Raw genomic sequence first — 13214 nt, forward strand, 5'->3', positions numbered from 1 at the left:
TGTGGTCCCTCCTCGCACCAACCCGGGCGGTGACACGCTGAACTCCGCCGCAAGGAAGATTCAGCGGGTCTATCTCACGCTGACGCTGGGGAACACCATTGCAGCTTCCTTCATCTGGGGCATCAATACGCTTTTCCTGCTGGATGCCGGTTTAAGCAACCTGGAGGCATTTGCCGCCAACGCATTTTTCACAGCAGGGATGGTGTTGTTTGAAATCCCCACCGGCGTCATAGCTGACGGATGGGGTCGGAGGATTTCTTTCCTGCTGGGCACGATCACCTTGGCGGTATCGACCTACCTGTACTTTGTGCTGTGGCAGGTCTCGGCCCCGTTCTGGATGTGGGCTGTGGTGTCGGTGCTGCTGGGCTTGGGGTTCACCTTCTTTTCCGGCGCCGTAGAAGCCTGGCTCGTTGACGCCCTAAGATATTCCGGTTACGACGGCGGGCTGGAATCCGTTTTGGGCCGCGGCCAGATGGTTCAGGGTGTCGCCATGTTGGCAGGTTCTGTAGCCGGCGGCGTCATTGCCCAAGCGACAAGTCTGGGAGTGCCGTTTCTCCTCCGGGTGGGTGTATTGGCTGCCATGTTCGCTGTGGCCTTTGCCTTAATGCACGACGTCGGATTCACGCCTGAACGCTCCACGCACCCGCTCCGTGCAACCCGTGCCGTGCTGACAGCGTCCATCGAGAACGGTGTGAAGAATCCGCCCGTTCGCTACGTGATGTTGGCAGCCCCCTTCAGTGCCGGCGTCGGAATCTATGTTTTCTACGCACTGCAGCCGTACCTCCTCAACCTCTTTGGCGACCCCCGCGCCTACTCCATTGCCGGGCTGGCCGCAGCGATCGTGGCAGGCTCACAGATCCTGGGCGGATGGTTGGCTCCGCACGCTCGGCGCCTCTTCCACAGACGCACGTCTGTGCTGGTCTTCGGTGCGCTGGCAGGTGCCGCTATCCTGCTGATCCTCGGGTTTACCAGCAACTTTTGGGCGGCATTGGCGCTGCTGGCGCTTTGGGGAGTGATGAATTCTGCTGCCATGCCGGTACGGCAGGCCTATATCAATGACATGATTCCATCCAAGCAGCGGGCCACGGTCCTGAGCTTCGATTCCCTCATGGGTTCAAGCGGCGGTGTGGTGATCCAGCCCCTCCTCGGCCGGGGAGCCGACCTCTACGGCTACCCTGCATCCTTGGCCATGGCAGGTGTGATCGAAGTTGTTGCCGTGCCCTTCCTGCTGGCCAGCCGGAGGCAGAAGGCTGCGGCCGATCGGGGCAGCACAGCCGGGACTGAAACGGAACAAGGAACCCTCCCGTGAGCAGTAAGACCGGGACCGGTCAATTGCCGTCACGGTCAGAAATGGTGACCGGATGTGCCGTCACCGGGAAAATCTGATGCAACTGTGAACAGGCCCGCTGAACCACCGAGCGGAGCCAGGCGTTGGCGGGGTCCTCCGTTCGCGAGGGGTGCCAGTACATCGCCTCCACCAATGCAGCTTCAAGCTCTGCATCGAAGTCCAGGACTTCGATATCGGCTCCGCGGCGGGCCCGGGACGCCAGCATCCGCGGCACCAAGGCCACCAAATCGGTACCCTCCACCAGAAGGGGCAGGGACAGGAAGCCGGCCACAGTGGCAGCCACCCGGCGTCGAACGCCCCTGGACTCAAAAAGCTTGTCAGCGGGAGTGCTGATACCCTCTCCGAAATAGCCCACAGCGTGCGGCATTTCCACCAGGTCGGCCAGGGCCACCGTGGAACGCTGCAGCAGTGGGTTGCCCGCATCAACCACCGCTACAAAACTGTCCCGGAACAGCTGTTTTGATTCGCCCTGCATCCTGTAACCGGTAGGCCCCACCAAGAGGTCCATCCTGGAGTACTCGGCCAAGGTTCCCGCAAGGCCCGAGGTAGGAACGAAGTCCACCAGCACGCCAGGCGCCTCGTTCTGCAGGATGCCCCGCAACGGCCCCACAATCAGGGCTGCCGCGTAGTCGGATGCGGCAATAACGAACTCCCGCGTGCTCGAGGTCGCATCGAAACCCGAACGGACGCGCGTGGCCCGCTGGACATGGAGCATGGCCTCGTCTACCAGGGGGACCAACGACTGCGCAAACGGCGTGAGATCGTAGGTGCGGCCATGTCGTACCAGGAGTTCGTCATCGAAGTGCCGCCTCAACCTGGCCATTGCCGCGCTGGTAGCCGGCTGGCTGAGCTGGAGCCGTTCAGCCGCCCGGGAAACGTTCCGCAGTTCCAGCAGGACCTGCAGTTGGGGCAACAGGTTCAGATCCAGGTTCTTCATCCCCCTAGGTTATCCAGCCACGACCACCCTCAATGGCCCACCGGCACCAACCGCGGCCCCCGGGCCAGGACGATCAGCAGCGCCAGGCCGCAAGCGACGCCCAACGCACCGAGGGCGAGAGCCAGGCTGCCCAATGCGGCAGCGGTTGCCCCCAGGACAATGGGCGTCAGGAACTGGCCAATGAACAAGGTGCCTGTCCAGATGCCGGTACCCCGGCCGCGCTGGGAGAATTCCAGCCCGTTGACCGCCCACGTCAGCAGCGTCGGCAACAGAACACCCGTTCCCGCGCTGGCAATTACTGCACCGAGGACTGCCACCGGAACACTGCCCGCCACAGAGACAACACACAGTCCGACGGCGGCAAGGCCGAATGCGCCGGCCAACAGCTTCCGGGTGCCCGACTTCGCGAGAAAACGGAAAGATATTGCCCCTGCGGCAGTAGCAAGCGAAGCGATCGCGGCGGCTCCCCCGATGAGGGCGGCATCCTGGACGCCCAAACCCGTGATGACGTAGGGAAGGTGAACGATCAGGGCATAGAAGACGATGCCCCCGAACAGTGTCACGGCGGCAGGGGCTCCGATGCGGCGCCACGGCACCGGCTGTTTCAGCACCGCTGCACCCGGAAGGTTTGCTGCGCCTTGGCTCTTGGCCGGTTCCCAAAGGTTGAAGATCATAGGTACCACCAGGACCGCACTGACGGCGTAGAGCCAGAACGGTGTCCGCCAACTGATGCTGCCCAACGCGCCGCCCAAGGCAAAGAATGCTGTGGCGGCCAGTGCGCTGACCATGGTCTGGAGGCCCAGGTACTTGTTCCGCTGCTGCCCCGCGTAGTAGTCCGTGATTAGCGTTGTGCAGCACGTCATGATGGCCGCTTCGGCAATACCTACACCGATCCGTGAGACCGCGATGGATTCGAGGCTTTCCAACCATAAAGGTGCCGTACCAAAAAGTGCGTAGGCCAGCATGGCGTAGATCAGTAACTGCTTGCGGCCCATTCTGTCAGCGACATAGCCTGCCAAGGGCGAAAACAGCGCCACGAACAGCGCTGGAAGGGTCAGGACCAAGGGCACAAGAATGGCGACACCGGGCGTATCAGCGAAGACCTGGTTCAGGGTGGGTAGGACCGGCGCCAGCAGGACTGCACCCAGGACCGGCATGCAACTTCCGGCAACAAGCAGTGCGGCCTGGGCTTTGCCCGCCTCTCTCGGGGAAGCCGGACGGCGCGACTGGAGCGCAGTGGGATCAATGGTGCTCATGGGTGTTCCTTCGCCGTTGAAGAGTCCCTGGTACCGGCAGGGGCGCCGATGGGATCCCATCACTGTGGCAAGGCTCACGCAAGCGGAGAATACCTGTTTGGGTATAGCAGGTATTCGTGTGGTTGATAGATCCCTCACCACTGAACTATTTGTTTGACGGATATCTCCTATCAAATACTTGCTCTTCTCCGAATACGTGATGTGGCTCATGGTGGTTACAGGACCTGCAGAGAACTGTCCGAGCCACCAGCACAAAGAAGGAATTCATCGTGGAAACTCCCCTCTCCCATCTTGCCCACCTCGAGATCACCGCTCCGGACGTCGAAGCCTCGGCACGGTTCTATGAGGAAAAGTTCGGCATGCGCATCATCGACCGCGTGGATGGCAACGTCTACCTGCGCTGCTGGGGCGACTATTACCGCTACAGCCTGGTCATCACCGAGGGCCCGGAAGCATCCTTGGGCCGCATGGCGTGGCGCACCAACTCACAGGCTGCCCTGGAGGCAGCTGCTGCCAGGGTTGAAGCAACCGGTGTCCAGGGTGGCTGGTCAGCCGGCGGCCACGGTTTTGGCAAGGCTTACGAGTTCACGGGTCCCTACGGTCATCACATGCGTCTCTTCTACGACGTGGAAAAGTTCGTCGCCGAGCCAGGTTTCGAATCCACCTACCCGGACCGCCCCGAGCGCCGCAGCAGCCATGCAGCAGCTCCCCGTTTCCTGGACCACGTCACCGTCGCTGCCTCGGACGTCCGCGGATTCGCCCAGTGGCACAACGAGGCACTCGGCTTCCGGGTCATGGCGTTTGTCGATCTGGACGAAGCACCCATCACCGTGTTCTCTGTCCTCACCACCAACGAAAAGTCCCACGACCTCGGCGTGGTCCTGGATACCTCCAAGCGTGCCGGCCGTGTCAACCACATCGCTTTCTGGGTGGACGCCACCGAGGACCTGCTCCGCACGGCAGATGTGATGATGGAAAACGGCACCCCCATGGAATACGGACCGTCCATCCATGGTGTGGGCGAACAGAACTTCCTCTATTTCCGCGACCCCTCGGGCCTGCGCGTGGAACTGAACTCCGGCGGCTACCGCAACTACGTGCCGGACTGGGATGCCAACACCTGGAAGCCCTCGGAAGGTTCCAACAACTTCTACAAGAACGGTGCCATGCCGCACTCCATGACCGAGTCCTTCCCGCCCGCCGACGGATTCACCGCCACCGAGGAAGGTGCTTCCGCCGAGATGAAGGAAGCCCTCCTGAACCCCTACGCCAAGCAGGGCCGGGGCTAATGACGCAGCCAAACTATGCATTGATCCGCTTCCAGGAGCCCGGCGAAGCCAAGCCCAAAACCGGTCTTGTGGTGGGAGAACGTGTCCTCCCGTTAGACGGAGACATCAACTCGATCATCCAGCACTGGGCCACCATCGAAGCCGAACTGGACACCCTGGCCGCCTCTGCGGGACACGAGGCAGGCTTTGAGCTGTCCGGCGTCGAGGTCCTCGCTCCGGTGGAACCAGCCCAAGTGCTCCAAACCGGCGCCAACTACCGCAAGCACGTGATCGACCTCGCCGTGGCTCACCGGGAAGCCGGCCAGGACGCGGAAGAAGTTCGCGCCAAGACCGCGGCAATGATGGACCAGCGCGCCGGCCAGGGCACCCCGTACTTCTTCATTGGTCTTCCTACGGCCATCGCATCAGCCACGGATGACCTCACCCTCCCGGCCTACAGCAAGTCACACGACTGGGAGTTGGAACTCGCGGCCGTGATCGGCAAAGAGGCTTTCCGGGTGAGTCCCGAGGAGGCCCTGGAGTACGTCTTCGGGTACACCATGGTTAACGACATCACCACGCGCGAGTACGTCTTCCGGAAGGACATGCCGGCTATTGGCTCGGACTGGTACCGGGCTAAAAACGCACCCGGTTTCCTGCCCACGGGACCACTGCTGGTGCCGGCCAAGTTCTTCGGTGACCCGCAGGACGTCCACGTCACGCTGAAACTCAACGGCAAAGCCATGCAGGATGAATCCACCCAAGACATGATTTTCGGCGTCGCCAAGCTGGTCAGTGAAGCGTCCCGGACGATGCCTTTGAAGCCAGGTGACCTGGTGCTGACAGGCAGTCCGGCCGGAAACGGCCAGCACTGGGGGCGACTCCTGCAGGACGGCGACGTCATGGAAGGCACCATCACAGGGCTGGGAACCCAACTGATCCACTGCAAGGACGAACAGTGACCACCGATGCCGTGAACGTTGACCTGATCCAGCGGGATGATCCGTTGGGCAGTATCACCGCCGCCGCCAAGCAGTACAACAACTGGGGCCGCTGGGGCGAAGATGATGTGCTCGGTACGTTGAACTTCGTTGATAACGGCAAGCGCGTGGAAGCGGCACAGCTGGTGAAGTCCGGGGAGGCGTTCTCCTTGTCCCAGCCGTTCGACACCAACGGTCCCCAGAAGGGGTGGCGCCGCCGCACCAACCCGGTCCACACCATGACCGATACCGGTGTGGACGCCGAGCGGGGGAACCAGGGCTTCCCGCACGGCTTCGGGGGCGCCGATGACGTCATCGCCATGCCGCTGCAATGTTCCACCCAGTGGGACGGGCTTGGCCATATTTTTGACCGCGGCAAAGCATGGAACGGCCGCGCGGCGGGGGATGTAGTTACGTCCGAGGGCGACCTCTTCACAGGGATCGAAACGGCAGCGGCCAAGATCGTGACCCGCGGCGTGCTCCTGGATGTGGGGCGCGCGCTGGGTCCGGATCTGGGAAGGACCGACGGCGAACTGCCCGACGGTTTCGCCATCACCCCGGAACATCTGGAATTGACCATCGAACGTCAGGGTTCCAGCGCTGAGGTTCGCCGGGGCGACATCGTGGTGATCCGTACGGGTCAGTACAGCCGGGTCCGACGCGAGGGATGGGGCGATTACGCTGGCGGGTCCGCCCCGGGCTTGTCCTTCAGCACGGCCCGATGGCTGCATACCTCCGAAATCGCCGGAATCGCTACGGACACGTGGGGGTTTGAGGTTCGGCCGAATGAGTTTGACGGAGCCTTCCAGCCCCTGCACCAGATCGCCATTCCCAACCTTGGATTGTTCCTGGGGGAAATGTGGGATCCGGATGCGCTTGCTCAGGCATGTGCCGCCGATGGCAGGTACGACTTCATGTTGACCGCCGCCCCGCTTCCCATCACCGGGGCTGTGGGTTCGCCGGTCAATCCCATCGCAGTCCGCTGACGCTTCCGTCACCGCAAGCAGCACAATAGGCAGTAAAGCCGTCACCACAAAGGAGTCAGAGATGGCAGCAGTACAGAGGGTTGGAATCGTTGGAGCGGGGGCCGCCGGCCTTACTGCAGCCATCCTCCTGGCCGAGGCAGGTGTTGAGGTTGAGGTCCTGGAGAAGGCCGCTGAACCCCAAACCCTGGGCTCCGGCATCACGCTCCAGGGCAACGCCCTGAGGATTCTCCGCGACCTGGGCGTTTGGGAGCAGGTGCAATCGAAAGGGTACTCGTTCAGCACCCTGGGCCTGCGGGCTCCCGACCCCGCCGGAACCGTCGTTGCAGTCCTTGAGGACATCCGGACCGGCGGCGAGGACCTTCCCGCAACACTGGGAATGTATCGCCCTGATTTGACTGCCATTCTCCGTGGGCGCGCCGAGCAAGCCGGCACCCGCATCACCTATGGCAAGACAGTCACCGAAATAGCCGACGACGGCGGCACCGTCACCGTCCTCACGGCCGACGGTGGGAGCTCCTCCTACGACCTCCTCATCGGGGCTGATGGCCTTCACTCGGCAGTACGGAAAGCAATCGACATTGACGTCGAGCCACAACCCACCGGCATGGGTATTTGGCGGGCGTTTGTTGAGCGCCCCGAAGACGTCGTCCGCACGGACCTCACCTACGGCGGCCCCTGCTTCATTGCCGGCTACTGCCCCACGGGACCGGAGACCATCTACGCCTACCTCGTGGAGAGGGCACAGGAACGCAGGCACGAGGACGGCCCCCGGGTTATGTCCGAACTTGCTGCGGCCTACGGTGGTCCTTGGAACGAGATCCGCGCCAACCTGGACCACAGCGCCCGCATCAATTACACCTGGTTCACCTCGCATCTTGTGGAAGGTCCATGGAACAGGGGCCGCACGGTCATCATTGGCGATGCTGCCCACAGCTGCCCTCCTACCGTTGCCCAAGGGGCCGCCATGGCATTGGAAGACGCCGCGGTGCTTGCGGAGCTCCTGATCTCGGCCGACCACCTCACCGAGACATTGTGGAAAGAGTTCACGGACCGCCGCCTGGACCGGGCAGCCGCTGTGGTCAAGGCGTCTGTGCAATTGGGTCAATGGATGCTGGACGGTGTGCGTGATGCCGATGTGCCAGGACTGATGAATTCACTCTCCACCATGCTGAAGGAACCCGCATGAACACCCCCGCCAGCGCGCAACAAGCCGTGATCGACGTCCACGCGCACGTGCTTATTCCGGCCCTCCAGCAAAGAGCGGCAGAGGGTGATCCGGAAGGATTCAAAGCCCTCCAAGCCCTTGAAATCCGGAGGAACGGGCCCGAATCCATGGCCGCCTCCGGCGCCATGATCAAGGAGCGGTGGCAGCAGCTCACCGACCTCGACAGGCGCCTGGCAGACATGGACGCTCAGGGGGTGGACGTCCAACTGGTCTCGCCCTCGCCGTCGCACTTCTACTACTTTGCCGGTCCGGAGCTCGCCATGACGCTGGCCAGGCAGGCGAATGAGGCTGTCCGCGAACTCGTGCAGAAGGCTCCGGACCGGCTGAACGGACTGGGGCTGGTGCCCTTGCAACATCCCCACCTCATGGTCGAAGCGTTGGAGCACGCCGTGGTGGACTGCGGACTGCCGGGCGTGGAAATCGGCTCTTTCGCCGGTACTCCCGGCGATCCCGAACGCACCACCGTTGAGCTCTCCGATCCCCGCTTGGAACCCTTCTGGAGCCGGGCGGAGGAACTCGGGGCGCTGGTCTTCCTTCATCCGTTCGGCTGTTCGCTTGATGAACGTCTTGACCGGTTTTACTTGGCCAACACCGTGTCCCAGCCGGCCGAGAACGCCGTGGCCCTGTCCCACCTCATCTTTAGCGGGGTCTTGGACCGCCACCCTGGCCTGTTGATCCTCGCCGCCCATGGCGGGGGTTACCTTCCCACCACCATCGGCCGTTCGGACCACGCCTGGAAGGTGCGCCCCGAAGCACGGCGCTGCGCCGAACCGCCGTCGTCGTATCTTCGCCGGATCTTCTTCGACTCGTTGGTGCACAACCCCCGCGAACTCGCGGCATTGCTCCGGGCCGCAGGGCCTTCCCAGGTTTTGCTCGGTTCCGATTACCCCTTCGATATGGGTTCGGAACACCCTGTTGATGAGGTCCATGCGGCCGGACTCGCCCAAGCGGACACTGCCGGGATTCTCGCCGGCAACGCCGCGCGGCTTGGCCTCGCTGCGGCAGCCGCCCTCACCATCCGCCCCACCGTTTAAGGAAGCCACCATGGTCAAGATTGCCCGTTGGAATCACGACGGCGGAACGTACGAAGGGTTCGTCGGCGACCACAACTGCTACGCGTTGGCCGAGGGACGCTCGGTTCAGTACTTGTTGCACGCCGGCTTGGAGGAGACTCTGGCCATAGCGGCGGAATCCTTTCGGAGCACCGCACCTGTTCCTTTGCAGGACGTGCAGTTGCTGGCTCCGCTGCTACCTGGCACCATCAGGGATTTTGTTGCCTTCGAGGAGCATGTTGAGGGGGTGCGCAAGAGCATAGATGGCGTAGCCGGCGTGGTGGCCGAATGGTACGAAGCACCAACGTTCTACTTTACGAATCCGCATACGGTGACCGGCACGGGCGAGGTGATCGGTATTCCTGCCGGTTCCAGCGAACTGGACTTTGAGACCGAAGTAGCGGCCGTCGTCGGGTACGTACCGGGCAGTGATGGCAGGAACCTGACCGCGGCAGACGCGCACCGGCACATTTTCGGCTACACGATTCTCAATGACTGGTCGGCACGTGACTTGCAACGGAGGGAGATGAAGGTCAGCCTTGGCCCCTGCAAGGGGAAGGACTTCGCCAACACCCTCGGTCCTTGGATTGTGACAGCCGATGAGTTCGAGCACCTCCACGACCACCAAGGATTCCTGCCCCTCAGCATGGCCGTCGAGGTCAACGGCCAGGCCATTGGCCAGGACCTGCTGTCCAACATGGGCTGGCCCTTTGCTGAGCTTGTGGCTTATGCCTCCCAGGACTCCGTGGTCCGGCCTGGCGACGTGCTGGGTTCGGGAACCTGCGGCAGCGGCTGCCTGGCCGAACTATGGGGACGGAACGGCGCCAAGACTCCCCCGCCCTTGAAGACCGGCGATTCAGTGCGAATGACAGTGGAAGGCATCGGCTCGATCCTCAATACCGTAGGTGAGCGGCGCGAAGCCCTGACCAGGGTGCCTGCCCGCAACCGGCCAGGCAGCAAAGAGCGCGGCAGCCACAATGTGCGGGAGACTGTCACTAACCACTAAAGAAAGCGCGGTCCCGTTTTGATCTCCCTGCAGCAAGACCCTGAAGGTTTCGTACGGATGAAAAGACACTTCCCGGGCGGTGCCTCAGTGTCCATACTTTTCACTGATGGAACCCAGGAAGTCTTCACCGGGCAACGCCTCAATGACATCTATGACCAGGCGCTGGCGGCCTACCGGGCCGGCAACCACTTGGACGCCAAAGGGTTCAACCGCGGACCCCGTAAGAAGGTCCAGGAAACCATCGAGTTTATTCCCGTCGCCCCTGGCATGTCCGCCTAGCCGGCTGTCCCCATGGCTTGCCCTGAACATTCGCTGTCAACGGTTGGCTCCGTGGCTTGACTATCGGCGGCCGGAGGCGTGCTCCACACAGTAGGGCGTCCAGGGCCTGGCCTCGAGCCTGGCTTCCGGGATATCTGATCCGCAGACCCGGCAGCTTCCATAGCTGCCCTCGGCAATCCGGCCCAAGGCAGCATCGATCTCCGTCAAGCCGACGCGGCTTTGGTCAAGGAGGGCTTCGGCCTGCGAAAGCTCGAACGCTATGGTGCTGCCCTCTGGATCATGCTCGTCGTCCACATTGGAGTCCTGGCGTGCAAGGCTCACCGAGGTGATGTCACTGCGCAGCGCGTTCAGCAGCTTCCGTTTGCGGTCCCGCTCCTCCTCAAGGAGGACGCGGAACCGCTCGGTGTCCGTCATGGATGGATCAGAGCTCCACGGTCCCGCTCTCGCCCACGCTGAACCGGGAATTGGTGACCTTGGACTTGACCCACTGCAGCACAGTAGCGGCGGTCCCGCCCGGGCTGGACCAATACTCTGCCGAATCCGAGTCAACATGGAGCAGGCAGACCTCGGGAGTATCGGGCCCCTCCGGATACCAGGCCTCAACCACTTGGTTCCACATGTCCCGGATCTTCTGGCGGTCGGTGACAACCTCGGCTGTACCAGCCACCGAAACCCACTCAGTGTTCTTGCCGAAAGAAACGTTGACTCTGGGATCCTGCCTCACATGCGCAACCTGCGAGGTGTCCAGCCCTGTAAAGAACCACATGTCGCCGTCGTCCTGGACTTCCTGAACGGCCAGCGGGCGGCTGACCAGTGCGCCGTCTTCGTTGATGGTGGTCAGCATTCCGATCTTGGAGTCGTTGATAATCTCCGTCACCTTGGTGATGCTTTGCTCGTCGGCCATGCTTGCCTCCCTTTTCTGCGTGCCGGGGAATTTCCCCAAGCCGCCAGCCTAATAGTAAGACTACTGATTTACTAGGCGGCCAAGGAATGTCGCAAAAAGGTCAGGAATCACGGGCTCACGGGAAATCGGGAATCTTGCCGGTCCCCCGACCGTTCTTCTTGGTAATGACCGCCGACGGCGTCAGGCCTGCCCTGAGGGGTATGCAATGGGACTGGAAGTTTGGGGACTGCCATGACGTTGAATGAAACACTTGCCCACCTCCGTGCCGCGCACCTGATGGTCCGTGACACGCAGGAATGGGATGGCCTTACCACGGCACTGGGGTCCGCCTACGAAGCCAGGGACGAGGACCTGATTGAACTCCTGAAGCCACAGTATCTCCAGTCGTGGCGCACCGTGACGGGCAATGTCCTCAGGGACACTTTTGACGCGGCAGGCATTGCGGTAGCCGATCCCGACCACCCCTGGGGGATCGCCACGCTCACAGCCAACGGACTCAGCGCAGAGCCCTTGTTGTGCTCTGTTGGCGACAGTAAGGGGCAACCGGTCACAGCCGGCGTGGAGACCATAAGGCTGCTCACCTTCGCCGAGACCATGAACCACTACGCCGAATGCCTGGCACCTTTCTTCGAGGAACAGGCCCAGCAACCACACTGAAGATTCATACGGCGGCACAACGGAACACCGACGCTACCACCCTCCCGCAGGCTCATTAAGCAAGGCCTGGAGCCGGGAGCCCGGATCTTGGAGTTCTGCGCCATGGGGAGAATGAAAGACCTGACATCGAAACTGACCTCTGTGGGGCCTGCCATACCCGCAGGCAAGTGCACGTGCTGGACGTTGACCTCCAGATCCCGGTTCATGGCTGTCGGCTTGCCGGCGGGCCGTCAATGACCCTCGGGATGTATTCGAGCAGTTGAGACCGGCCATCGAAGGTCCTGCTATCCACCAGTTCCAGTGCAACGTCGGGGTAGCCATCAAAGATGCGCTCACTACCGGTTTTCCCGGTGATCACGGGAAAGATCACCAGGCGGTATCTATCCACCAGTCCGGCAGTCAGTAAGGAACGGCACAAGCTCAAACTGCCCAGCGTGCTCAACGTGCCCGCCCGAGTCCTTTTCAGTTCGCGTACGGCTTCCACGGCGTCACCGGGAATAAGTTCCGAGTTGGGCCACGCCAGGGGTTCCTTCACAGTGGACGAAAAGATGATCTTGGGCATGGCGGCCAGCCCTGTCAAGCTGGCCCCCTCTTCCTCCGAGAAACCCGAACTGTCTGAAGAAGCCTGGTCAGACATGCTGGACATGACCCGATACGTGGTGGCACCCATCAACAAGGTGACGTCCTTCTTGCCCTCTTCCTCAAGCCATGCCAGGTACTCAGGACCTTCAAGGCCCCACCACCCGGGCCATCCCTCCGCGGAGGCGTAGCCGTCCAGGGAGATGATCAGGTCCACCATCAGGGTTGCCGATGGCTCGCTTGGTGTTGACTGGCTCATGCGGCTGCCTCCTCGGAACTGCCGTGCGGAGCCATGCTAGCCCCGCGGCAAAGAGCCATTCAAGAGGTCCGTGTTTATAAAACCAGGAGCGCAAACCCGCCAAGCGTGCTCAAGATGCCGACTCCGGTGAGGATCCAGCCCAGAATCAACACTGTGTGATCGAACCTGGGTGGTTGAAGCGAACACCGGGAAGGATGGCAGGGGTCGTAATGGACCACCACCGCCCGGGGCTCATAGCTTCCGTCAGCGGCGGGGACGTCCAACAGGACTTTGCGTTCCTCGTGGTCCTGGTCAACCCAGTGAAGGCCCATGAATCCTCCGGCGGCGAATCGCTCACCGTCCGCAGTGACCCACACGCATCGGCGTTTGGCGATGATCCAGGCACTGATCAGCAGAGGCACACCCGGGACGAACCCCACCCAGGTCATCATTTCCAGGATGGGGCCAAGAACGTCCACGGTACCGGCCATAAGGTTGA

At 62.2% G+C, this 13214-nt stretch carries 15 protein-coding genes; 9 read left to right on the forward strand and 6 right to left on the reverse strand.

Annotated features, from left to right (window positions below):
* Window position 1: 1 nt before the first annotated feature.
* Window positions 2-1309 (forward strand): MFS transporter, encoded by a 1308-nt coding sequence (locus tag M1D51_RS10945; RefSeq protein WP_458109484.1) that lies wholly within the window; start codon window positions 2-4, stop codon window positions 1307-1309.
* A 19-nt stretch (window positions 1310-1328) separates the two neighbouring features.
* Here M1D51_RS10945 and M1D51_RS10950 read toward each other — a convergent pair whose 3' ends face one another.
* Window positions 1329-2285 carry a LysR family transcriptional regulator gene (locus tag M1D51_RS10950; RefSeq protein ID WP_458109485.1) on the reverse strand — a complete coding sequence of 319 codons (957 nt, stop codon included), beginning with the start codon at window positions 2283-2285 and terminating at the stop codon, window positions 1329-1331.
* 29 nt (window positions 2286-2314) lie between these two features.
* On the reverse strand, window positions 2315-3541 hold the full coding sequence (locus M1D51_RS10955) for an MFS transporter (RefSeq protein ID WP_458109486.1): 1227 nt from the start codon (window positions 3539-3541) through the stop codon (window positions 2315-2317).
* A 269-nt stretch (window positions 3542-3810) separates the two neighbouring features.
* Here M1D51_RS10955 and M1D51_RS10960 point away from each other — a divergent pair, with 269 nt between their 5' ends.
* The 7 genes from M1D51_RS10960 (at window position 3811) to M1D51_RS10990 (ending at window position 10337) form a co-directional block, all read left to right on the forward strand.
* On the forward strand, window positions 3811-4830 hold the full coding sequence (locus M1D51_RS10960) for a VOC family protein (RefSeq protein WP_458109487.1): 1020 nt from the start codon (window positions 3811-3813) through the stop codon (window positions 4828-4830).
* Window positions 4830-5771 carry a fumarylacetoacetate hydrolase family protein gene (locus tag M1D51_RS10965; RefSeq protein WP_458109488.1) on the forward strand — a complete coding sequence of 314 codons (942 nt, stop codon included), beginning with the start codon at window positions 4830-4832 and terminating at the stop codon, window positions 5769-5771. The genes M1D51_RS10960 and M1D51_RS10965 overlap by 1 nt, the downstream gene beginning before the upstream one ends.
* Window positions 5768-6775 (forward strand): cyclase family protein, encoded by a 1008-nt coding sequence (locus M1D51_RS10970; RefSeq protein ID WP_458109489.1) that lies wholly within the window; start codon window positions 5768-5770, stop codon window positions 6773-6775. The genes M1D51_RS10965 and M1D51_RS10970 overlap by 4 nt, the downstream gene beginning before the upstream one ends.
* 61 nt (window positions 6776-6836) lie before the next feature.
* Window positions 6837-7961: an FAD-dependent monooxygenase gene (locus tag M1D51_RS10975; RefSeq protein ID WP_458109490.1), complete on the forward strand. Its 1125-nt coding sequence runs from the start codon at window positions 6837-6839 to the stop codon at window positions 7959-7961.
* A complete protein-coding gene (locus tag M1D51_RS10980) occupies window positions 7958-9034 on the forward strand; it encodes an amidohydrolase family protein (protein WP_458109491.1) in 1077 nt (358 codons plus the stop codon). Before M1D51_RS10975 ends, M1D51_RS10980 begins: the two co-directional genes overlap by 4 nt.
* Window positions 9035-9044: 10 nt before the next feature.
* Complete coding sequence (locus M1D51_RS10985) at window positions 9045-10058, forward strand: fumarylacetoacetate hydrolase family protein (protein WP_458109492.1); 1014 nt, start codon at window positions 9045-9047, stop codon at window positions 10056-10058.
* Window positions 10059-10076: 18 nt separating this feature from the next.
* A complete protein-coding gene (locus M1D51_RS10990) occupies window positions 10077-10337 on the forward strand; it encodes a hypothetical protein (RefSeq protein WP_172326268.1) in 261 nt (86 codons plus the stop codon).
* A gap of 60 nt (window positions 10338-10397) precedes the next feature.
* On the opposite strand, the gene M1D51_RS10995 is transcribed toward M1D51_RS10990, so the two are convergent.
* Together M1D51_RS10995 and M1D51_RS11000 are read right to left on the reverse strand one after the other, a co-directional pair.
* Window positions 10398-10751 (reverse strand): TraR/DksA family transcriptional regulator, encoded by a 354-nt coding sequence (locus tag M1D51_RS10995; RefSeq protein WP_458109493.1) that lies wholly within the window; start codon window positions 10749-10751, stop codon window positions 10398-10400.
* Between the two features lie 7 nt (window positions 10752-10758).
* Complete coding sequence (locus M1D51_RS11000) at window positions 10759-11241, reverse strand: pyridoxamine 5'-phosphate oxidase family protein (RefSeq protein ID WP_458109494.1); 483 nt, start codon at window positions 11239-11241, stop codon at window positions 10759-10761.
* 231 nt (window positions 11242-11472) lie between these two features.
* Between M1D51_RS11000 and M1D51_RS11005 the strand changes: the two genes are divergently transcribed.
* On the forward strand, window positions 11473-11898 hold the full coding sequence (locus M1D51_RS11005; protein WP_458109495.1) for a hypothetical protein: 426 nt from the start codon (window positions 11473-11475) through the stop codon (window positions 11896-11898).
* 202 nt (window positions 11899-12100) lie between these two features.
* Here M1D51_RS11005 and M1D51_RS11010 read toward each other — a convergent pair whose 3' ends face one another.
* The gene (locus M1D51_RS11010; protein ID WP_458109496.1) at window positions 12101-12736 is read right to left on the reverse strand and encodes a dihydrofolate reductase family protein; all 636 of its coding nucleotides are present in this window, start codon (window positions 12734-12736) and stop codon (window positions 12101-12103) included.
* Window positions 12737-12810: 74 nt separating this feature from the next.
* Entirely contained in the window at window positions 12811-13206 is a 396-nt protein-coding gene (locus tag M1D51_RS11015) for a hypothetical protein (protein WP_458109497.1), read from the reverse strand.
* Window positions 13207-13214 lie beyond the last annotated feature (8 nt).

The sequence above is a fragment of the Arthrobacter sp. R3-55 genome (assembly GCF_054161505.1).